Below are 23,960 nucleotides of genomic sequence, written 5' to 3'. Positions count from 1 at the left end.
TTGCTACCCTTGACGCCGATAGCGCAGTCCAGATTACCAGCAAATGGTTGAGCGACTCCCTTTTAGAGTTAGCACTTCTCTCATCGACGGCGCTCCCCCCCACACTGCACGCACTGTAATACTTGCCTCGCCATGGTTTAGCACTCTCGTTTATATAGGCTATTGTGCTTTATGTTGGTAATGCTTACCGTTAAGTCGCTCAATAATTTGGGTTGCGGTTAAATCATGCACCACATTAATGACTGTTGATGCTGCATCAGTTATCGCCCCAAGCACCACCAAAATAGGGATAACTTCAAGTGGCAAACCTAAGGTGGTTACAATAAAAATCTCACCTAAAAATGCCCCTCCAGGTACGCCACCAATAATAAATGCCGACAAGACCGCTATCAGAATGGTAATCATAAATACATCGGCGCTAAAATCTAAACCCAACAATGAATATATAAAGACTATCTTTAGTGCGGTGATCATAGCTGCACCACCTTTATTCAAGTTAACTAATAAAGGCAGACTAATTTCAGCTATCTGCTCATTCAAGCCCATTTTACTCGCGCTGCGAATTGTGACAGGCAAGGTCGCTAACGATGAGCTGGTGCCTAACGCCGTGACTGCTGGTTCTAACATGTTCTGCCAAAAACGTTTTATTCCCTCAACACCGCCGCCTAGCCAGGCATACAATGTTGACCCCACAGTTAAGTATAGCGCTGTCGCAATAAAAAATAGTCCCACGGCACGTGCAAATGTGCCCATTAATGCCGCATCTTGGCTTGCCATCGTTGCCGCAAAGTACGCCCCTAACCCTATCGGTGCTGCGTGCATTATGATGGCAATGACCTTCATAATTACCGTATTAAGGCTAGCTAATAAGTCAGCAACTTTACGGCCATCCTCGCCTGACTGTCCTATGGCGATACCACTGATTACCGACATAATGATTAACGCCAATATATTGGATTTAGACAACAGGCCAACAAAGTCATTGGTTGTTAGCAAGCTGACAAAGTCCATACTGCCACCGGTATTATCTACCGTTTCAGCTAATGCTAATGTCACCCCTTGCGCGGGATCAAATGCCAATGCTAACAAGATAACGCCTACCGCGGGGATCATTGCCATAACAATAGAAACAGCCATGATAGAGATTAAAATCGCGCCTAACTTTTTTAAATCTGTCATTCGCGCAATAGAAGACATCACACTCACTGCCACCAATGGCACTATGATCATAAACAATAGATTCAGAAAAATTTGCCCAATAGGTTTTAACTTTAATGCAAACTCAGGTAACCATAGCCCTAATGCACCGCCCAACATCAAGGCGGTTAATAATATGATTGAAGATTGATAAGCACGAAATGTGTTCCACATGTTGTTTCCAAGTGAGTTATTTTAATCAATATTAAGTTAAGTGAAATTTAACAAATTCACAACGTAAACTATTCTGCGCTGAAGGCAATTAATCCGTTTACTTATTACCTTTGTTGTCGCCAATGTACATATTGTGATAATCAGGTATATATTCCACCCAGAATGGCGGCGTACCTATGTGGTTTTGTACCGCTTTAATAAACTCACTAATTAACAAAGTCGGTTTACGATGTGGATAAATAGCATAAATGCCAGTGTCCATTGTTGATAGGCCATATTCAGTCAGTAATGGAACCAGTCCTGATTCACTTATTGGTTTATCTAAATTAAATAACTCAATCATCGCATAACCTAATCCATCAGTGACGCCTTTAATTAATGTGCGTACATCACTGACGTGATAATTACCTTGCATTTTATATGCTTTATATCCGTCTGTATGGGGCGGGATACTGAGTAAAATTTGATCTAAACATACATTGCCATTGTTATAAATCACTGCAGGTAAGCGCACTAAAGCTTCCGGTGTGGTCGGTTTTCCATGCTGAGCAATAAAGGATTGCGAGGCAACAATGGCAAAGTGCGTTCTAGCAATTTTTTTAGCAACCAGATTTGAATCTGTTAACTTACCTAATCGAAATGCCACATCAAAGTGGTCCGAAATAATATCAGCCCGCTTATCATCTAAAGATAAAGTCACTTTCACATTGGGATATTGTTTCATAAATTGGCTGATCACGGGTTGCAGATATTGCTGACCAAAGTTAATCGATGAGGTAATGCGAATATTGCCCCTAGGTTTTGATTGATACGAGTCGGCAATATTGTGAATTTGAGTTAATGTCTCCATTAGTATCTGAGTTTGCTCAAGTATATCTTCCCCTGCCGATGTCAATGAAAATGACCGCGTTGAGCGATTAAGTAACTGCACCCCTAAGTCCGCTTCCAGCTTTTTTATTTGCTTAGATAATAATGAATTATCCATATCATGAAGTGCAGCCGCTTGACTAAACGAGCCTTGCTGCACGACATCTAAAAATAACCCCAGCCTTTTAGTTAAAGAAGCCATTGACCCGCCTGCATTATTAAGTTGGTGAGATTAAGGAATAAATCATTTTGCGGTCTCATAAATAAAAAACCAGTTGTAATTCAACTGGTTTTTAACACGCTAATCAATTCAGTATGCTGATTATGATAGTTAGTCTAGCTTTAAACCATAACTTACTTAGTTTCAGCTAACGTTGCTGCGATATAAGTATCAATCACTCGTTCAAGTAAATCTAATGGCATAGCGCCATTTTTTAAAACGGCATCATGAAACTCACGCAAGTCAAACTTATCACCTAAGCTGTCTTTCGATTTTTGACGCAGCTCGAGAATTTTCATCATCCCCACTTTATAAGAGGTCGCCTGACCCGCATGACAATATAGCGTTCAATTTCAGACACCACATCGCGCTCAGCACGACCGGTATTATTAGCCATATATTCAATAGCCTGCTCACGAGTCCACTTTTTAGCGTGTAATCCGGTATCGACAACTAACCTTACCGCACGCAGTAACTCATCAGTTAAACGGCCAATATTATCCGCAGGTGTTTTTTGAAAGCCTTGCTCATAAGCTAAACGTTCAGCATACAGTGCCCAGCCTTCGATATAAGCCGTAAAAGGAGCAAAGCGGCGGATAAGTGGCATACCTTCTAATTCCATCGCAATCGCCACTTGAAAATGATGCCCAGGGATCCCTTCATGATAAGCCAAAGTTCTCATACCGTATTTGGGTGTGGTTTTGACATCATACAAATTAGCGAAGAATCGCCCAGGACGAGAACCATCTAATGAAGGCCCTTGATAATAGGCGCCTGGGGCAGTTTTCTCTTTAAATTCCGGAATACGCACCACTTCCATACCCGCTTTAGGACGTATATTAAATGTATCTCCCAGCCCCTGGTCAATTTCATCTAAAATTGTTTGATAATCTTTTAAAATTTGCGCGCGGCCTTCATCTGAATCTTGATAGTAAAACTCAGGTCGGGCAGAAAACTCATTCATTGCAGCCAAATACCCATTTGAAACATCAACGCCTTCACCTGCAAAAAGAGTCATCATCTCAAGATGAATACGCGCCACTTCAGATAACCCTAAGTCATGGATATAGTCAGCGCTATAGTTTGTAGTGGTAAAAAATCGCAATGCTAAATTATAAGCTTTGTCTCCATCAGGTAAACGCCAGTAACCATCGTCAGTGCCCGCCTTAGCTTTTAAGTTATCAAAGTAATCAATAAATAAGCCGTAAGCTGGGTAAACCGAATTACGAATAGCCACATCTGTTTGAGCCAGAATATTCTGTTTGTCTTGATCGCTAAACGCCTCAACTTTATCCATTTTAGTTTGTAATGAGGTATACAAAATATTCTCTGTCGCAGGAGTGGCAACAAAGCCACGCATTTCATCTAACACACGATCAATCACAAATTTTGGTGGAATAACCCCCATTTGTTCACGTTTTTTAAGTCCAATTAAATATTGACCAAACTTTCGATTAATTTCACCTAATCGGGATAAATAATTTTGCGCATCTTCGAGGCTATTAACTTGATGTGTCGACTCCATAAAGCTTGGGAAAGCGCTTTGAATACCAAACATCTGATTAGCTGGGTAATTATGATATTGATACTTTTCAAACTCATCCAACATATCCAACAAATATAAAGCCACTTGTTTAGATATCTGTTGATTCTCATCTAAATCAGCATCTTGATATTGCATTAATCCTTTACGAAACTCGACTAACTCATCAAACATAGCCTGATCTTTAGCTGGGTCAACATCATCTAAATGAGCGTTATGACCTGTTATACCCACGGATTCAAGAAAGCCTAAGGAGGTTAATGTTTCAGGGTCTTCAAAGGCCATTTTAACCATTGCACGGTCTAAATAAGCTCTAAAAAAAAATGGCTTTTCTGCATACCATTCATGTGCGGCGAACCCTCCCCCCAATGTCACTAGACCTAAGGTGCCTATACCAAACCATTTTAATGACTTTTTAATCATATCCCTGCCTTTGAAATATCACATATAACAATTGTTATGGTTTTCATCACACCTATGACGAGCTCCAATGTTAACAGTAAGTTAACACGCAATAAGTTAGCTTGCTGAATTTTGATGTACTTTATGCCATATAAAAAGTAACAGAGTGTGATGTCGCTATGATTAGCCTTGCAAAGCATCCATAACAAACCAATAACGCGAGAATAAATCTCAAATCAACTCGATAACAAAAGTAACCAAAATAACGTAAGTGAAGATTCAAAATAAAAAAATATGCACTTAGTATCGACTTTGTATTCCCACAATAAAGGACTTCACGTACTATTTGCCTAGTCGCCTAAGTAACTTGATGGCATACTGAATAGCATTTTCAACAAGCAAAATACAAAAATTGAGTAACCAAAAGTAGCAACTTAAAGATGAAGAAACAGAATGAATATCAACATTCACAAGCCGATGCAGAAGCTGTAACGCTTTCACTCGAAGACTTGCTTGCATCTGTAGAACAAACTGAAAACCAGGCCAACGCAGCATTAAACCCAACCCATGCTGAAATTAAAAAAGCCAATGATCGCCGCGACTATCTTGTTTATCTCACCATTAAAGGAGTGAACATTATCTCTATGGAGAAAATAGCAAGTATTGCTAGAAAATTTGATTGTGATTCCAAGCAAATTATTGAAGATATACAGTCTTTAGCTACCAAAGAAATCTGGAAAAAGCATAAAAAGCGTTTGAAAGACAGAATTAATGGCCAAATTAATCGCAGATCAGCACTCACAGTAGCCAGAAAAAACGACATTTCAAATAAAATGCTGCAATCATTCTCCTTTAATGCTGAAACATTACTTAACCTATCAAATCAGTTTGAGTGCCGTCCGGTACATATTGTGGATGATATTCGCCACTTCAAAAAGTTCTCTACCCAAAAACAATTTTTTATTGATAAGCGCAGTAAAGTCCCCATAATCCGTGCCCTGACACGTTTTGCCCGTTTTAATATTCAATATTAGTATTTCAATCGTGCGTTAATAGCGTATTGCCACCGCATCAATCTCCACTTCCCTTCTGCCAGTACGCTTAAGCTCAAATTAATAACCAACGCTTACATTATAAACTTTGCTAACAATTGATAAGTTGACATTTTCGGCCAGTCTTAGAAAATCAAGCAGACTTTATAACAAAAATTTTATGATAAAAGCCCAGAGAGGAAGACGATAATAATGAAAAAATCCTTAATTGCTATTGCATTAGCAGGTACATTTTTAACTGCATGTGGCCAATCAGACCCTAAACAAACTAACAGCACGATTGTTGAAGCCACACCAGCAGCAAAAGCAGAATTAGGTGAATTTGGGATTGATTTAACTGCACGAAACGAAGCAGTTAAACCAGGCGATGACTTTTTTATGTATGCCAGTGGTACTTGGTATGACAACTTTGAAATGCCAGCAGATAAAACCCGCTATGGCGCATTCACCCAATTGGCTGAGCGCAGTGAAGACCAAGTTAAAGCCATTATTGATGACATCACCAGTCGTCAAAACTTAACGCCTGAAGAGCAATTAATTGCCAATTTTTACAATGCATACATGGATACAGACACCATCAATAAGCTTGGTGTGTCGCCTATTCAGGCTACGCTCGATCAAATTAATGCCATTAAAAACACTGATGACTTAACCAAAGTCTTTGGTAATGTCTGGCTTACAAATGCTGACTCACCAATATCTGGCGGAATGTGGTTTAACAGACTTGGCCCTGATCAATATGAATTCACTATTGGCGCTGGCGGTTTAGGGCTTCCCGACCGCTCATATTATTTAGAAGACAGTGAGCGCTTTAGCCACATTCGCAGTGCTTATGTTAGCCATATCACTGAAATGCTTGCTTTTGCAGGTATTAAAGATGGCCAAGCCCGTGCAGAAGCTATTTTGGCACTTGAAACCCAAATAGCCCAAGGTCAGTGGCCGCGTGAAAAACGTCGCGATCGCGATCTGACACTCAACCAAATCAAACGTGCTGATTTAGCAAAAGAGTACCCAAACTTTAATTGGGATCTTTTCTTTGAACAGACTGGTTACAGCATTCCGCAACTTAATGTGTCTCAACCAGAACCAATTAAAGCCATGATTGCATTAGTTAATCAGCAGCCAATTAACGTATGGCAGGATTACTTAACCTACCATACCCTAAGCAATAATGCTGGTTTGCTGGCTGAAGAGGTGTTCAACGCTAACTTTGCTTTTTATGGCAAAGAACTGGATGGTCAGGAAGAACCTCGCCCACGCTGGAAACGTGCCGTTGATGAAATGTCAGCCACTGAATCGCTGGGATTCGCTATTGGTAAAGTGTATGTAGAACGCTATTTCCCTGAATCATCAAAAGCAAAAATGGCAGATTTAGTTGAAAACCTTCGAACCGCGCTAGGTCAACGTATTGATGGTTTAGATTGGATGAGTGGTGACACTAAAGTGAATGCCCACGCTAAACTTGCAGCATTTAAGCCTAAAATTGGCTACCCAGATGTATGGCAAACATTTGATGGTTTAACCCTTTCAAATCAGGATTTAGTAGGCAATATTCATAAACTGCGTCAATATTTTCATGCTGACAGCGTAGCAACTGAACTTGAAAAAACAGATCGCAATCGTTGGGGTATGACACCGCAATATGTTAATGCTTACTACAATAGTTCATTTAATGAAATTGTGTTCCCTGCCGCTATTTTACAACCGCCATTTTTTGATCCTAATGCCGATCCAGCGGTTAACTATGGCAGTATTGGTGCTGTAATTGGCCATGAAATGGGCCACGGGTTTGATGACCAAGGCTCTAAATCAGATGCTAATGGTATTCAACGTAATTGGTGGACTGATGCTGATCGCGCGGCATTTGAAGCTAAAGCCGACCAACTCGCTGCACAATACAGTCTATACGAGCCGATTACCGGTCACTTTGTTAATGGTCGCAATAGTCTAGGCGAAAACATTGGCGATGTAGGTGGCTTATCTATGGCTTATCACGCTTATCAATTAAGCTTAAATGGCAAAGAAGCACCTGTTATCAATGGCGTAACAGGCGATCAACGCTTCTTCCTTGCATGGGCACAAGTCTGGAAAGAAAAGCGTACCGAACAAAGTATGTTGAGCCAACTGAAAGCCGGTACCCATGCACCAGGACATTACCGTGCATTAGCGCCTCGTAACCACGATGCTTGGTACAAAGCGTTTGATGTTAAACCTGGCGACAAGTTGTATTTACCTGAAGATGAACGCGTGCGTATTTGGTAGTAGATATGGATGTAAGTTGGCACAGTCTGGTGTCCGCTTACTAAAATACGCTCCCCTATAAGTCACAACACAATAATAATGCCAGTCAGCTAGTTGACTGGCATTATTGTTAAGACTTAGTGGTCAACAATTTACACCTGCCACATTTCGGCCTCTTATTTTACCAATAAATAAATGAGTGTTTACAATTAAGCTAATAAGATGAGTTCTATAGCACTGATTTAACGATTCATAAAATTGATTCAACTAACTCAGATAAGTCACTTAGATAAGTCATTCGCGATTAAATCCAATTACTGATTAACACCGACTAAATAGGCATTATTTAGTCCGTATCAGATTGTGTTCATTACAATGTGGTGAAGATATCTTTTATTGGCAAGCGTGATTTAGGCAGGCCATGATTATAATCCTCCCCAGCTTTGTGATATCCAATAGCTAATGCTACGTCAACCACATACCCGTTTAATTCTTGTTTAAACTCTTCGCCAATAAGCACAGAATCGACACCTTCCATCGGAGTAGAATCTATCTCTAAACGCCCTAATATGTGCAGAGTATTACCCAAGGCGATATAAGTTTGAGCCTTAGTCCACTGTGCATTAATACCCGCTTCATTGGTATTTGCTTCAGCAAAGGTAAATGCACCATTTAGCATATTGTCATACATTTCAGCAGCCAAATGGCCAGAAGATACTTCAACATCAACTACCTTACGATAATCGTCTTTGGTATAGGCAGGATTATGTGCAAATAAAATAACGTGTGAGGCTTCAGTTGCATGTGGTTGATTAAACTGATACTTATTAGCAAAAGTCTTATGTAAACGTTGTTTTGCTGCATCACTTTCGATAATAATGAACTTCCAAGGCTGCGAGTTAATTGAAGAGGCTGACAAGCGCATAGCTTGTTGTAGTACCGCAATATTCTCAGCTGAAATACGTTTATTTGAATCGTATTTTTTTGCAGTGTAACGACGCTCTAAATCTTGAATAATAGGGTGAGACATAAATAGTTTCCTCATAGTGCTATATTAATGAGGAGAATAGTAAAGGATTTATCACTGGCCTATAAGTACCGATAAACCCAATATTAATGGACAAAAAACACCACAATAATCACTACTATATCGCCTGATTATTCAGTGAGAAATCGTATCTAAAGTCAAAATATAGTTGTCTTATTTCTCACCTACAGTATTCACAGCAAAACGTCGAATAATTGAACGTACGGCAGTAACAGAATGATGTAAATCATGACTCATCTGCAAAGATGTCTCCGATGATATTTTAGTCGCCTCTGAAGCATCCGCTATCTCAATAATCTGCTGATTAATATGCTCAGCAACAGCGCTTTGTTGTTCAACAGCTGATGACATATCTAATGATAGTTGAGTAATTAACTCAACCGACTCACTAGTTAAGATAAGTTTAAGTCTTGTTTTCTCCACTATTTCAACACCTTGAGCTGCTGCTAGCTCACCTTTACTAGACACCTCTAGTGCGTTTTCAGCCCGCTTAGAAAGTATTTTCACAATATCATGAATTTTATCTGTGGATTCTCGGGTTTTTGAAGCTAACGCTCGCACTTCGTCAGCAACTACACTGAATCCTCGGCCTTGCTCACCAGCTCTTGCTGCTTCAATCGCTGCGTTTAACGCAAGTAAATTAGTTTGATCTGCAATATTAGAGATTAAACTGGCGGCTTGACTAATTTCTTTAGTTGAATCAACCAGTTCTTTGACCGTTTTTGCAATATCAGTAACAGATACATTTAAATTATCTATCGACGCTTTGGCTGAGTTGGCTAACTCGGCTCCTTCTTGAACCGTAATCTGAGCTTGTTTTGCACTAGAAGCATTACGCTCAACATTACCAGCGACCTCTTGAATCGCTGTAGACATTTGAGTAATTGCTGAGGCAATTTGTTGAGTAGAATGACTTTGCAAGGTCACAGCCTTTGCAGTGTTCTCAGCTTGAGTTTGTGTTTTATCAGCAATAATATCTAAAGAGCGAGCGGAGTCTTCAATCCGAGTTAGCGCTGTCCTACAGCGGGCTATTTCAGAGCCTAATGAAAGCTTGGCTCGTGCCTTTCCACCGATATCATTGAAAAAAGTCATCGCGACTAGTAAATCGCTAAATGAATCAGGACTTAGCGTATACACTTCTCGCCAATCTGACTCATTACGATAATAAGTCCAAAGACTCGATACAATCATGGCGACTAAAGTCAAAACACATTCTACTACCCCTCCCACTACTGCTGCAGCAATACTTAATAGCATTAACGGTAACCAAACAGGCGCTAAAGACTTAATGAGTTGCAACGCATTTGCGATAGCCGCCCTTGGGGGTAAATTCTTTCTTAACCTAGCATACATTATTTCTGCGCGTGCAATTTCTGATGGCAGAGCGATCACTCTGACAGATTCATATCCTACTATTTTATTATTTTCATACACGGGGGTTACGAACGCACTGACCCAATAATGATCGCCATTTTTACGTCTGTTTTTAACCAAGCCCATCCAAACTTTGCCACTAGAAATACAAGACCACATAGCTTTAAATACGGCGCTGGGCATATCAGGATGCCGAATAAGATTATGCGGCTTGCCAATCAACTCTTCTCGTTCAAAACCGCTCACCTCAACAAATTCGTCATTACAGTAGATAATGTGACCACGGGCATCTGTACCAGAAATCAAACGAAAATGTGGTTTAAAAAGATGTAACTTTTGTGTCACCGGTTGATTGTCGCGCATACTACATCCTTGATATTCAATTTTAAATAAATCCTACATATTTAGAATATAGTTTAAATTATTAGTTTTAAACATATTTTATCTATATCCATAAGCTGGCGTAGTTTTTCTTTATTTTATTGATGTTTTATCATTAAGATTTATCTAGCCGGTAGATGAGGATATCAATATTGGCTTTGTAAACTGGAAGTCCAAGTGACTAAGTCACACCTATCCTAGCTGAAGTTCACTTGTTTTTTTTAACAGCTTTAGTTCAAAATGTAGTCTACTCCAGTTCAAAAAACATGTGACCTCAGATATATATAGTGATTGAGTTTTACCATCTAGCCTTTGGCACATGCCTTTACCCGTATCAAAATCGGTGTGATACTTACGCTAATATTATGAAACGTATCAACAACTAAACATGACTCTCATTATCAGCCAAAAGTGCAGGGTACGTTAGCCTGAATGGTTTCAGAAGCGATTTGCCCAAGTAATTGTTGAGTAGGCTCGTCAACGGCTATATCAGCTATATAAGGTAATAAGTCTGCCGAATGTCCAGTGATCACCTCGTAAAAAACCAACGCTGTTAATAAGTTGCCCATTAGTGAGGCGTGATTACCATCAGCCATGTGCAGCCTAAGTTTTGGTGATATCATCAAAACTTTGTTCCAGGCAAGCCCTATCGGCGCAATGCAAGATTGCTGTACCGCAACTATGCTGGAATGCAGCTGGTGCACTTGTCTAGCTTCCTCGTCCCTGCCAATTTGCGGATGCTCTGGAAAAAGAATTGGAGTAATTGACTTACCTTTGGCCTTCGCTATCCAAACCTGCGCAGGTAAAGTGGGGTAATTCACTGTGCCAGACTGTGAATATTTTTGCCCCTGTAAGATAACGTGCGTCCAGGGCTCTGTTGTTAATAAATCTTCTCGCCGCTTTTGGCTTGCAGCATCATCTAAAAAGCCTCCTCCAGCATTAAATGTAGTAACTTGTGAGTTATTATTACCCACTTGGATTAGTCTGTTGATCAAACTCGGTTGGCCAGATACATGACTATTACCAAAGAATAGGATTTTATATTCATTTGCAAAACGATTATCAGGTATTGGTAAATTACTTGTTGGCCGCTCAACATCCACTTCATCCTGATGATTATCTGCAACAGGAGCAATATATGACGATGCACCACCACATGCCGATAAACTCAGTAATAAGACTATCGCAACGTATATTAAAGCAGAATTTTTTGAGTTCATAACGCCTCCGATTAATGAATTTAAATTTTATTTCATAAACTTAGTGAACAACCGAACACTTTTACAAAGCCGTCAATCCCCCGCAAACTGCGTGTAATTGACTTGCTATTAGTACAGTAATCACTTCAAATCGAACTTTACCGACAAGAAAACCACAAGTTCGAAATAGAATAGATAAATATGCTGATTTGGCGTATTTATCCATTCATTTAATCCGAAATAGAATTAGTTAAATATTGGTGCATATATTTGCTTTAATGCTTCAGAATCATAAATGGCTTCATGTGACACATTATTGATTTGCGAAAAGCTGACCGGTTTGAAGCAACCTTGCCAAACCGAGGTTTCGGTGCCATTACTAGCATTATTAACCGCTGGGTGCTCAATTGAAGCAACTGTATCACTGCAACCATTAATTTGTCGCCAATGGGCTAATGTGTCTGTTACCGACTGAATATTACCAACCGTACGCCCCCAAGTGGGCACATCAGAATCTTGCGGGCTATGAAAGTGATGCAGTGTGACAGCTGTAGATGTTGTACATTGGTCAAAGCTCCCTCTAAATTGACCTGCTAGTGAAACAACTGCGGTTATTTGTTCTGGTATTTCACATGCGAGCTTATACCCCATAAATCCACCCGCCGAATAACCAAAAACATACACTTTATCGCTGGTAATATTATTCTCCGCTCTAACTTGAGTAAGTAAGCTACTGATAAAGTCAGTATCTATAGTTCCACCATTGTCACTATTTTCACTGTCCCACCCCCAAGCGTTATTACTGCCTTGTGGTGAGACTGATAATAATTGCCTTTCATTTGTTAAACTCTTTGCATCAAAAATTCCCGCCACTTTCTGTGGTGTTCCCGGTGCGCCGTGTAGGAATAAGGCGATACCTTTTATTTCAGCATTTGGCTTATAAATAACTGCATCACGAGCATTAACCGTCATACAGCTAGCATCGGCTGGTAATGATGCACCAGCACAAGTATTGATTTGTGGCGGCTTTACTACTGGAATTTCTGGGGTGCTAGGAATGTCACGACTACCTCCACACCCGACTAATAAACTCAACAAAGCTAAAGACACTGTAGGTAACCTTGTCAGTGATTGAACCAAATGTCGTGCAATACTCACCTTTTGGGTATGATACTTAATGCTATTCGATGTAATCTTCATGATAATCCTTTTATCGTTTTTGTGAGTTAAGTGTGCCACCACCTTGATCCGGAACAATAAAGAGGTAAGAATGGTTTGATAATGAAATGATAATGCTTAATAGAATCATAGGGATATAGATGCGCTTTGTATTTGGTAATATTACCGTTGACCTTGAAAAAGTAGAAATAGTAAAAAACAACGTTTGTCTAGTTTGCGAACCACGAGTTTTTGAACTGTTAGTCTTTTTTTGCAATCATCCTCAAGAAGCGATATCCAGAGAAGAACTGATTACACAAGTTTGGGGGGGGAGAATTGTCAGTGATGCTGCGGTAAATCGTGCAATTGGTGAACTGCGAAAGCTCATTGAAGACATGCCTTCATCTCCAACATGGGTAAAAACGGTAAGTAAAGTCGGTTATATTTTTACAGCGCGCCCTAGTTTATTGACCTCCCCCAATTTAAGTGATGCAGAAAATACCAAAACAGACTCAAACAATCAGGCTAGAATACTCCCTCAGCCTAAAGCAACTGACATTAAGATTCATAAATCTGGCACATTATTAACCGCCTTCAACCCAACGGTATTGAGTATTGTCATCGCTATTTTATTTATCATCGTAGGGGTAACGTTTTATCAATCTAGCCAGTCGAGCATTCAAAAACCATTACTTAAAATTCTAGATAGACAACCGAAAACCGCCCTTCAGGGCAGCGCCTTTAATCCATCATTCGATCCACAGACTCAAGGTTTGGTTTTTTTGTATAGAGCAAGCGCTGACGATTATGCTCAGCTGTTTATGCAGCAAGCCGATAATCCGCCGATCGCCATGACTAATGATACCTATTACTACACAGATGTGATCTATGCTGCCGATGGTTTTATCTATGCATCTCGGTTAAATAATTTACAACAAAGGCAATGTGAAATTGTAAAATTGAACCCGGCAAGCAAACAGTTAGAGATAATATTAGATTGTGGCCAAAGAGTCGTGACTCAATTAGGTTTTGATATACAGAGCAAAAGACTGATTTACCAATATCGGCCAAGCATATCTGAACCTTATGCTATTTATGCATATCAATTGGATACCGGTAGGAAACAACAGTTAACCCACCCTCAACAAATAGGTAATAATCTCGGAGACTATTCGTTCTCCTTGTCTGCAAAAAACCAAACTCTAGCAGTAGTCGAGTACCGCGATAATGGTCTCGATAGTCTTAAGCTATTAAATATTAACGACAATAATATTATTGCCAATGTCCCCTTTATTGATGGTGTATATGGCTTACAATGGCTTACTGAGCATCAATTGCTGGCATCTAATAGTGAAGGGTTGTTTGAGTTTGATATCAACACATCGATACTAACCACAGTAGAAAAAAGTGATCAATTCGGCAGGCTAGCTAGCGGTGATGATTCACATTCAATCATCACAGAAAGAAGCCAAACAAGGATGAACATTTTCAGCTATTCACTGCAAGACTCGTCATCCATTGCACTAACCGCTAGCTCATGGATTAGCCAACAGCCTATTTTAGGCAATAAAAGTAACATCCTAGCATTTAAATCTAATCGTACCGGTAAAGAAAAGGTCTATATTCAACCGGAAAACCAAGCTGCTTATACTGCCGAGTTTAATCACGATATAGAACATATTAGCGCAATGGCTTGGTCTGCCGATGATCAAGATCTTATTGCCAGTATCAATAATCGCTTATATCGCTATTCTGTAAAAAATAGAAACTGGCAACTATTGGCACAACAATTTTCCAAGGTACATCACGTTGCCTATTCACAACAGTCTATATTATTTAGTGCTGAAGTAGATAACCAATGGAATATTTGGCAACTTTGGCCAGAAACAGGCAAAGCCACTCAATTAACCACAAAAGGAGGATATAGCGCCCAAAGTAACGGCCAGTTGTTGTACTTCACTAAATTTAATCATCCCAGGTTATACCAATTAGATTTACACACCGGCAGTGAAACACGATTGATTAATGACTTTCCGATTGCAGGGTGGAGACATTGGCAATTACGTGATGATGACATTTACTATTTGTTGGATAAGGAGTACAGAAAATTAAGCGTAAACAACTCAGAGACACTGACACTGTTTGAATTTCCTGGACGTATGCCTAATCACTGCAATACTGCTTATCGGCACGATTTTTTTGCCTGTGATCAAATAGAGTTAAGTCATAGTAATATTTGGCAACTACTGCTTTCGGATTCGTGATAAAACCAAGGGCTTGTCACTCATGTTGTGTTATCAATTATAGCAGCATGGTTATTCTAGCCATCTAAATAGAGGTTATATCATTGCCTATACTCAAGTTTATTTCGCTGAACACATGAGAGCGATTGCGAGAAAAATTAGAGCTAAATTTAAACTAGCGCTATATTTGTATAGTCAAAACAAACTAAAAAATGCCAGCGCTAACTTAAAAGTTACTACTGGCATTATTATTTGTTGATGCTTATGACTTTTGCTGGCGCGCTTGATGAAGCTTTTTGTAACTTTCAATCAGCCTTAAATGCGGCTCGATCCCTTCTAAATTAATGCTGGTTTTAGTTAAACCATAAAAACGAACTTTACCCGAGACAGAACCGACCACATTGTCCATCACCTCAACACCAAACATTCTATTAAAGTTGTCGATAAAATGTTCTAGCGCTAAGTCTTCATCTAAAGTTACCTCAAGCACGGCATGCACAGCTTGAAAGAATAAACGTCGCTGGACGGTATTGTCGTTAAACTGTAAAAACTCAGCCACCAATTCAATCGCTTCTTCATGCTCACCTAATGCTAAGTAAATCAGAATTTTGAGCTCAATAATGGTTAACTGACCCCAAACGGTATTTTCATCAAATACAATGCCAATTAAGGTGCGAATATCAGTATGATTATCAAGCTGACTTTCTTCTAAACGGTTAACTAACTTACCTAAGGCTTTAGTGCTTAACGAATGCAGATTTAAAATATCCTCACGATAAGCTAGCGACTTATTGGTGTTATCCCATATCAAGTCATCAACTGGGTACACCTCTGAATATTCCGGCACTAATATACGACAAGCTGAAGCTCCTAACTCAGTAAACTCAGCGATATACACTTCTTTACCCATGGCCTCTAAAATACCAAACAACCCATTAGCTTCTTCTTCGCTACTGCCAGAAAAATCCCATTCACAGAACTCGTAGTCATATTTACTGCTAAAGAAACGCCAAGATATTACCCTCGGTTGAGTCAATAAAGTGCTCAACAAAGTTTTCAGGTTCAGTCACTGCCATACTATTAAATGTTGGCTTTGGCACATCGTTTAAACCTTCAAAACTGCGGCCTTGTAACAGCTCAGTTAAACTGCGCTCTAGTGCCACTTCAAAACTTGGATGAGCGCCAAATGAGGCGAATACACCACCGGTTCTCGGGTTCATTAACGTCACACACATCACCGGAATTGACCACCTAATGACGCATCTTTAACCACAATAGGGAAACCTTGTTCTTCAAGGCCTTTAATGCCTGCTAGAATGCTGGGGTATTTTTCAAGTACAGACATTGGCACATCTGGCAGTACAATTTCTTGTTCGATAATTTGACGCTTTACTGCACGCTCAAAAATTTCAGATAAACACTGCACATGCGCTTCTTGTAGGTTATTACCTGCACTCATGCCATTACTTAAAAACAAGTTTTCAATTAAATTAGACGGAAAATATACCGTTTCACCGTCAGACTGACGCGTATAGGGAATAGCGCAAATACCGCGAGCAATATTGCCTGAGTTAGTATCAATCAAGTGCGAGCCATTTAGCTCATCATCTGGGTTATAAATATCTAAACAATACTCATCTAATAGGCCTGCCGGCAGTGAATCATCTTCTTCTAATGCAAACCACTTCTCATTCGGATAATGGACAAATTCGCTATTGGCGATCTCAACACCATAAAATTGATCATTATAGAAAAAGTTATTATTAAGACGTTCAATAAACTCACCTAAAGCGGAGCACAATGCGCTTTCTTTGGTGGCCCCTTTACCGTTAGTAAAGCACATTGGTGAGGCAGCATCACGAATATGCAAAGACCATACATTTGGCACTATGTTACGCCACGATGAAATTTCAATTTTCATCCCAAGGTCAGCTAACATGGTGGTCATATTTTTAATGGTTTGTTCAAGAGGTAAATCTTTACCCAAAATAAAGGTACTGCCATCACCTTCAGTCTGCCCCATTAACATTGCATTGGCATCCGCATCTAAATTTTCAACGGTCTCAATTTTAAATTCCGGCCCCGTTTGCACCACTTTTTTAACGGTACAGCGATCAATTGATCGCAAGATGCCTTGTCGATCTTTCTCAGAAATGTCAGCAGGTAACTCAACTTGTATTTGAAAAATTTGGTTATAGCGATCTTCAGGGTCAACAATATTGTTTTGCGATAACCTGATATTTTCAGTCGATATATCCCGTGCTTTGCAGTACACCTTAATAAAATAGGCGGCACATAAGGCTGATGAGGCAAGGAAGTAATCAAAAGGACTCGGCGCCGAACCATCACCCTTGTAGCGAATAGGTTGATCAGCCGTGACGGTAAAGTCATCGAACTTGGCTTCTAGTCTTAAATTGTCGAGAAAATTTACTTTGATTTCCATTGAATACGCCTACAGTCATTCACGGCCAAATGGCCAAATTATCTAATTAAGATGAATTATCGGTGTTTTTGACCCAATAGTCTTGGGTTTATTCAACAAAAATCTGAACTAAACAGATTCCTTAAGAGCGTGATAGGGAAAAGCGAAGGGGGAACAGAAGTATACAATCGGAAGTTAACACTTTTATTTATTTTTATCAGACTCCCACATGACTAAAAGAAACGTCAGGTACATTTTGGTGGGCAGTGACAGCACCATTCCAAAGGCAACGCACATTGCGCTGATAATAATACCTTTTACCCCCATAGCTGCAACGGTTTCATTAAAGTTGTGTAGATAAATACCTAGCAAGATAAGACTAAATCCTGTGATGATACATGTCTTTAAAATAAGGATTAATTTTTTATCCACCACAGTAATTACTCCCAAAAAACTATATATAACTGAAGTTAACCCAATTATTACCGATCTAACTCCATGATGTAATATCGCTAAAAATACAGAAAAAATCGACACCTATAGCAAATAAATATAGTAATAAAAATAGGCGACAGTATTAATACTGTCGCCTATTTCCAATTCTATAATCTGTCAGCCATAAATTAACGTTTAGTCTTTCTAGACGGGCTAGGTTTACCTTTACCATTTTGCGCCTGACCTTTAGTTTGCCCCCTTGGCGCTCCCTTGGCCTGACCTTTATGTTTTGTGCTGCGATTATGCTGCATAAAATGTTCAGGCCCTTCGATTTTATCGCGCAATGATTCGGTTTTAGCCTTAGGTTTTGGCTTTTTCTTGGCCACAGACTTTTTATCTTCTGATGAGGAGTCTTTTATCATACCAAACAATACATCGAGTTCTTGTTTATCTAAATCGCGCCACTCACCAATGGGTAACCCTTTAAGGCTAACATTCATAATTTTTTGACGTTCAAGCTTGGTCACTTCAAAACCAAAATGTTCGCACATACGCCGGATCTGACGATTTAACCCCTGCACAAGTACAATTTTAAACGCGTATGGTGCAACTTGTTCAACCTTACACTTTTTCGTTACCACACCAAGAATCGGCACCCCAGCCCCCATACCTTTAATAAAACTCTCGGTGATCGGTTTATTGACCGTGACTACGTACTCTTTATCGTGATTATTACCAGCGCGAAGAATTTTATTAACCAAGTCTCCATTGTTAGTCAAAAATATCAACCCTTGCGAGTCTTTATCTAAGCGACCGATAGGAAAGATACGTGTTGAGTGATTAACAAAATCAACAATATTATCCCGTTCTGCACCTTCTGTAGTACTGACAATACCAACCGGCTTGTTCAGCGCAATAAATACTAAATCTTCTACATCTTTAGGTTCTATGTCGTGACCATTGACCTTAACCTTATCGCCCGCTGTAACATGATCGCCTACCTGGGCACGCTTACCGTTAATAAATACATTACCCTGTTCAATATAACGGTCTGCATCACGTCTTGAGCAAATGCCACTTCCACTGATGTATTTATTTAGGCGGATAGCTGAATCTGTCACTTTAAAATTCCTATAGGTAAAATTTGTCAATCAATACGGTCATGGTGTAGCAATTTAAAAATCAACATCACTGAAATATAAATATAAGGGAACAACCAGGCTTAATGTCGCTGCTGAGTTTATCAATTTTTGCATGCCTTGCCTAAGCCTGAATACACTATAAAGGCGATATTAAAGTGATTGATTATACACATTATACTTCAGCTAAGGTTTTATATGCTCAATGATGCTGGTTAACCAATTGATGTATTTTAGCAATAAAAGACAAAGCATTGATCAGCCGTTGTAGAAAGTAGAGCTTAACCATAGAAATTGTATCGGCGACAATTTACATAAATTCAGCTAAAAGAGGCAAGAGGAATACAGAAATGAAAAATAAATGGTGTAGTTGACACAATCTTATAAAGAAAGCTTGGGATAAGGTAATTTTAAAGCAAAAAAAAGCGCAAACAGTCGTTAGACTATTCGCGCTATCTTACTAAAGTAAGAACTTACTCAGCAGTAACGTTAGCTGCTTGAGGACCTTTTTGGCCTTGTTCTACTTCGAAAGATACTTTTTGGCCTTCAGCTAAAGTTTTGAAACCATCTGAAGTGATTGAACGGAAGTGAACGAAAACGTCCGCGCCGCCATTATCAGGAGTGATGAAACCAAAACCTTTATCTTCGTTAAACCATTTTACTAAACCAGTTGTTTTAGACATTTTTGTGTCCCTTATATAATAAATTAATAAATCTATCGCGAAAATGCGATGCACTGAAGCTTGAATTATTGAATGTGACTATAAAGCTAAGGGAAACACTGTGGATAACAACGATAACGAAGAGATCTAAAGCTTTTCTTTTACTTAATATTCATTAATAACTCTGTTTGCCAGAGCAAGCTACATAATACCTCAATTTTGATTATTGTAAAGACTTAATTGATAAAATTTTAAAACACACCGTCTTTATTTTTAAGGCAATTCAATTAAGCCACTGTTTATACAATGATTACTGAATTTTAAGCCTAGGCAGAATATTCAATAATAATGATTAATATCACAAATGGGGGGGAGCATACTTCTAAAGGCTGGTAAATTGATTTGCTGGACGAGTATTGTGACAAAAGTCATCGAATATAAAGGGCTTTGATGGGATAAAAATTAGCGCCTAAAAAAGGCGCTAATTTGTTGTTATACATTAAGCTAACCTGTGCAAGTTAACCGACAACTAAGTTAGTCGTACGACTAAGGCCTGTATCTTTCAAGGTTGTTTTTGCCGCGAAGAGCAACAGACACTAGTTACCCCAAGGGTTTTTGGGATCTTGTGATGGCGCTGGTCGATTGCTGCTAGAACGCTTGTTCTGTGCATAAGCATCTTGAGTTTTTGGTTTATCTTTACCATATTGAGGACGACTATTATTACGCTTCATCTCTTGATAATCAGACGTCGCTTTGTCACGCATCTCAGCAATTAACTCCACGGTTAACTCTTGAGGCTTACGGGCCACAATACCATCGAAGAATCCGCGTTCCCGAGGTTTTAACTCAAACTGAGCCGCACTGCCTTTAGGCATACGTTTAAACCGATAAAGATAAAAGTTTTCTACTCGTTCCCTAGCCCATTCAGTCTTTTTTAAAAACTTCACAGCAGCTTCCATGCTTGGATTGGTATGAAAGCACTCCAAACGCAATGCTGCGTAAAGAATTTTCCAATCATAAAAATCTACTAGCTCAGTCACCATGGTTTCTAATTTTAAACCATGTAGTGGGTTATTCTGTTGTAATTCAATCATAAAGAGTTCCAGTAACCGAGTTTTCGGTTTTTTTCGTAGCCCAAACGACAACGGTATCAATATCAATTCATCTAATATGAGCCGCCGAATACCTTATGATAGCAAATAATCATATCACTGAGCTATTATCCTTGATTGGCTAACTCAGTATAAAAAGGGGGCTTTGATAAAACCTAGCAACAATAAACAGCAGCACCAGTAAAATATTTATCAACACGGCGACAATCGACTGCTTTTATACTCAATGCAACTCTCTCATAATGGACGAGTATTTGTGCAATTTTAGATTAAAAATTTACAAATAGTAGCAAGGATAAATATAATATCTCCATCAAATAAAAACATTACATTTGAGGCACATCATAAACATGCCGATGAGTACAAATAAACACCACATCACCTTCAATGTAGAAAAAGCCTCACCTGGGCATTCCATCCTGCGCATAATTACGGTATAAGGACGCAATGAAAATCCCAAAAAGAATCCAACCTCTGGTTGAAGAAGGCTTGGTGGACGAAGTCCTCAGTCAATTAATGAGTGGCAAAGAAGCTACTGTTTATGTCGTGCGTTGTGGCGAGGATATTCGCTGCGCCAAAGTTTATAAAGATGTAGACAAGCGAAGCTTTAAACAAGCGGTGCAATATCAAGAAGGCCGTAAAGTTCGCAACAGTCGCCGTGCTAGAGCGATGGAAAAGGGATCTAAATTTGGCCGCGATCAACAAGAAGAAGCTTGGCAAAATGCCGAGGTCGATGCACTGTATAGGTTAGCCGATGCAGGTGTTCGAGTGCCTAAGCCATATGGCTGTTATTCAGGCGTGTTGTTGATGGAATTAGTCACTGATGATGACGGCATGGTAGCTCCGCGCCTAAATGACGTTGAAATGACTACCGAAGACGCTATTCGTGATCATACCAGCATGATTGAATATACCAAGCTGATGTTGTGTGCAGGTTTAGTTCATGGCGATTTGTCTGAGTTTAATGTATTGGTAGATAGTAACGGCCCCGTCATTATCGATTTACCTCAAGCGGTTGATGCCGCTGCCAATAACAATGCAGAATGGATGTTTGCCCGCGATGTGAACAACATGACAAACTATTATAGCCAATTCGCCCCAGAACTTGCTGTGACTAAATATGCCAAAGAAATGTGGGCACTATTTGAAGCGGGCGAGTTAACTCCTCAATCTAAGCTGACTGGCGAATTCCAAGAAAGTGAACATATTGCCGATGTGGGTGCGATTCTAGAAGAAATTAATGCCGCCAGGGAAGAAGAGCAAGAACGTTTACAGCGAATTGTTGACGCAAACTCAGATGAAGATTAGCCAATAAAGTGCCAAATAGTCGTTCAATGTTACTGATGGTTAGTCACTAGGCACCACCACAGAAGTTATTCTTAATCGCTTAGAATAACGTAAGTTACCCGCTATTTTCTAGCGCAAACTAACTTTCAAAAAAGTAATAGCTAAATAAACAATCCGATATAAACAATCTCAAAGCAAATAAAGCTTCTCGTAAAACAAGAAAGGGGAAATTAATCCCCTCTCTCAATTAATCATGTGATTAAGTAAACTAAACCAATATTATCCAATTTAATCATCTTTGGCGCTAGCGATGTTCGAGATAGAAGGCTAGGATTAAAAAGATCTAACAAAATATTTATTTCTCACTAGGGAAATCCATTTCACGCTCAATACCAAAGCAAAATTAGTGGCCAATATGATATTGAAAAATACATTGTTATTTACCCTGCTATTCTGTTGTCAGTCTTATCTTGTTTTTGGTCATAATGCCGAATCTGTTTGTCCTGAACCAATAAAAGTCGGCTTTAATGATTGGGCCCCCTACTCTTGGATTGATGCTTCTGGTCACGCTGTTGGGCTGGACATAGACATACTGACTCTTGTTGCTAATAATCTTGGTTGCCAAATACATTTTATCAACATGCCAATTAAACGTGCCCACCAAATGTTAAAAGCTGGCACCTTAGACATGATGATGGGGGCCAGTTACACAAAAGAGCGAGAGAAATATGCTTTTTTTACCCAATCATACAGAAAAGAAGAGATAAGATTGTTTACCAAAGCTGATTCCTTACCCCAAATCAGCGTAGATAAATGGCAGGATATTTTTAGTCAAAAATTAAAGCTGTTAGCCCCTACTTATGGTTGGTATGGAAAAGACTATTTACAATCAAAAGCAGAATTACAAAATCAGGGCCTATTAGTTATTAGCCAGGATGCAGCTCAATCTGTACGTATGCTTGCCTATAAAAGAGGTGATATTTTGATTGGAGACTCCATTTCTTTACCTTATATTGCAAATCAATCAGAAGGTCTTGCACTAGCACCATTACCCTTAATTGTGAACACGAATAAAATCCACTTTATGTTGAGTAAGCAAACAAAAAAACCAGCTTTACTACAAGAAATGAACAATGCTATTTCAACCCTATCAAATCACGGCGCGTTAGCAAAGGTGGTTAATAAATGGCAGAATATATCTGTTGCTCAAACCCCAGCACCAGCCAAAACGCCTACTATGATAGACAGTAATGGTGCTTTCAATTATACGGGGCAAGGTTTACTAAGCCGTTAGTAATCCATTATCAATACAGCAGCTTTAAACTTGAGTAGCTTCAAGTAAAGTGACAGGGTTAGACGTTAGAGTTAGACGTTGGAGTTTGATGAAGCGTCTACTGAGTAAACTTAATATAAATCAGCATTAAAACGTGCCACCCTAGCTTGCGCTACGGTGCAATCGGTAACTTGCATGAGCTCACTTAAGGTAATGTTAGGGGTTTGAGTGATTAAACGTTTCAGCTTGTCCTCTAACGATTCTAGCTTGTCTGTATGGATAAGTAAGCCAACATCAATTTTTTGAATAAGATAACGAAACACCTCACTTCTGTCCGCTTTTATCTGCGTTGAAAATGATTGCACCTGAATCGCCTGCCCTAATATTAACCAGTTCCTCGAACGACGCACACGCTTTAGCTCACAATCACATAACAAGGCGACGGCTTTAGCATGTTTAACATTGTCTCCCCCTATTCGATGAATAAGGGAGGGCAATGCGATAGTAATCGGTTCATTCATTAAAATTCAT

At 39.4% G+C, this 23,960-nt stretch carries 16 protein-coding genes and 2 pseudogenes; 5 read left to right on the top strand and 13 right to left on the bottom strand.

Annotated elements, in window-relative coordinates; genetic code table 11:
- Window positions 1-159: 159 nt before the first annotated feature.
- From L0B17_RS05410 to L0B17_RS05400, 3 genes and pseudogenes are all read right to left on the bottom strand, one after another.
- Complete coding sequence (locus tag L0B17_RS05410) at window positions 160-1,371, bottom strand: dicarboxylate/amino acid:cation symporter (RefSeq protein WP_235088174.1); 1,212 nt, start codon at window positions 1,369-1,371, stop codon at window positions 160-162.
- Between the two features lie 97 nt (window positions 1,372-1,468).
- Window positions 1,469-2,440, bottom strand: coding sequence for a LysR family transcriptional regulator (locus tag L0B17_RS05405; RefSeq protein ID WP_235088172.1), 972 nt, complete (start codon window positions 2,438-2,440; stop codon window positions 1,469-1,471).
- A gap of 152 nt (window positions 2,441-2,592) precedes the next feature.
- Window positions 2,593-4,424, bottom strand: a pseudogene (locus L0B17_RS05400) (DUF885 domain-containing protein).
- A 419-nt stretch (window positions 4,425-4,843) separates the two neighbouring features.
- Between L0B17_RS05400 and L0B17_RS05395 the strand changes: the two are divergent.
- Window positions 4,844-5,437, top strand: coding sequence for a hypothetical protein (locus L0B17_RS05395; RefSeq protein ID WP_235088171.1), 594 nt, complete (start codon window positions 4,844-4,846; stop codon window positions 5,435-5,437).
- A gap of 210 nt (window positions 5,438-5,647) precedes the next feature.
- Window positions 5,648-7,717 carry a M13 family metallopeptidase gene (locus L0B17_RS05390; protein ID WP_235088169.1) on the top strand — a complete coding sequence of 690 codons (2,070 nt, stop codon included), beginning with the start codon at window positions 5,648-5,650 and terminating at the stop codon, window positions 7,715-7,717.
- 349 nt (window positions 7,718-8,066) lie between these two features.
- Here the strand turns inward: L0B17_RS05390 and L0B17_RS05385 are convergent, their stop codons facing one another.
- From L0B17_RS05385 to L0B17_RS05370, 4 genes are all read right to left on the bottom strand, one after another.
- A complete protein-coding gene (locus L0B17_RS05385; RefSeq protein WP_235088167.1) occupies window positions 8,067-8,726 on the bottom strand; it encodes a nitroreductase family protein in 660 nt (219 codons plus the stop codon).
- Between the two features lie 171 nt (window positions 8,727-8,897).
- Window positions 8,898-10,481, bottom strand: a complete 1,584-nt coding sequence (locus tag L0B17_RS05380; RefSeq protein ID WP_235088165.1) for a methyl-accepting chemotaxis protein — start codon at window positions 10,479-10,481, stop codon at window positions 8,898-8,900.
- 419 nt (window positions 10,482-10,900) lie between these two features.
- Window positions 10,901-11,719: a hypothetical protein gene (locus tag L0B17_RS05375; RefSeq protein ID WP_235088164.1), complete on the bottom strand. Its 819-nt coding sequence runs from the start codon at window positions 11,717-11,719 to the stop codon at window positions 10,901-10,903.
- A gap of 225 nt (window positions 11,720-11,944) precedes the next feature.
- The gene (locus L0B17_RS05370) at window positions 11,945-12,898 is read right to left on the bottom strand and encodes an alpha/beta hydrolase family esterase (protein WP_235088162.1); all 954 of its coding nucleotides are present in this window, start codon (window positions 12,896-12,898) and stop codon (window positions 11,945-11,947) included.
- A gap of 119 nt (window positions 12,899-13,017) precedes the next feature.
- On the opposite strand from L0B17_RS05370, the gene L0B17_RS05365 reads away from it, so the two are divergent.
- Window positions 13,018-15,120, top strand: a complete 2,103-nt coding sequence (locus tag L0B17_RS05365; RefSeq protein WP_235088160.1) for a winged helix-turn-helix domain-containing protein — start codon at window positions 13,018-13,020, stop codon at window positions 15,118-15,120.
- Between the two features lie 241 nt (window positions 15,121-15,361).
- Here the strand turns inward: L0B17_RS05365 and L0B17_RS05360 are convergent.
- The 5 genes and pseudogenes from L0B17_RS05360 to L0B17_RS05340 form a co-directional block, all read right to left on the bottom strand.
- Window positions 15,362-17,542, bottom strand: a pseudogene (locus tag L0B17_RS05360) (OsmC domain/YcaO domain-containing protein).
- 183 nt (window positions 17,543-17,725) lie between these two features.
- Window positions 17,726-17,956: a hypothetical protein gene (locus L0B17_RS05355; protein ID WP_235088158.1), complete on the bottom strand. Its 231-nt coding sequence runs from the start codon at window positions 17,954-17,956 to the stop codon at window positions 17,726-17,728.
- Window positions 17,957-18,144: 188 nt separating this feature from the next.
- Window positions 18,145-19,077 carry a 23S rRNA pseudouridine(2604) synthase RluF gene (rluF, locus tag L0B17_RS05350; RefSeq protein ID WP_235088157.1) on the bottom strand — a complete coding sequence of 311 codons (933 nt, stop codon included), beginning with the start codon at window positions 19,075-19,077 and terminating at the stop codon, window positions 18,145-18,147.
- 491 nt (window positions 19,078-19,568) lie between these two features.
- A complete protein-coding gene (cspE, locus tag L0B17_RS05345; RefSeq protein ID WP_226411051.1) occupies window positions 19,569-19,778 on the bottom strand; it encodes a transcription antiterminator/RNA stability regulator CspE in 210 nt (69 codons plus the stop codon).
- 575 nt (window positions 19,779-20,353) lie between these two features.
- On the bottom strand, window positions 20,354-20,851 hold the full coding sequence (locus tag L0B17_RS05340; protein ID WP_235088155.1) for a VF530 family DNA-binding protein: 498 nt from the start codon (window positions 20,849-20,851) through the stop codon (window positions 20,354-20,356).
- 465 nt (window positions 20,852-21,316) lie between these two features.
- Between L0B17_RS05340 and L0B17_RS05335 the strand changes: the two genes are divergently transcribed.
- Both L0B17_RS05335 and L0B17_RS05330 read left to right on the top strand, forming a co-directional pair.
- Window positions 21,317-22,177, top strand: a complete 861-nt coding sequence (locus L0B17_RS05335) for a PA4780 family RIO1-like protein kinase (RefSeq protein WP_235088153.1) — start codon at window positions 21,317-21,319, stop codon at window positions 22,175-22,177.
- Between the two features lie 394 nt (window positions 22,178-22,571).
- Entirely contained in the window at window positions 22,572-23,450 is an 879-nt protein-coding gene (locus L0B17_RS05330) for a substrate-binding periplasmic protein (protein ID WP_235089600.1), read from the top strand.
- Between the two features lie 110 nt (window positions 23,451-23,560).
- Here L0B17_RS05330 and L0B17_RS05325 read toward each other — a convergent pair whose 3' ends face one another.
- A complete protein-coding gene (locus L0B17_RS05325; RefSeq protein WP_235088151.1) occupies window positions 23,561-23,950 on the bottom strand; it encodes a ribosome recycling factor family protein in 390 nt (129 codons plus the stop codon).
- Between the last annotated feature and the right edge of the window lie 10 nt (window positions 23,951-23,960).

The sequence above is a fragment of the Shewanella sp. OMA3-2 genome (assembly GCF_021513195.1).
Classification (GTDB): Bacteria; Pseudomonadota; Gammaproteobacteria; order Enterobacterales; family Shewanellaceae; genus Shewanella.
The sequence above is the reverse complement of the archived record's forward strand: the minus strand, read 5'-3'. Positions and strand labels throughout refer to the sequence as shown.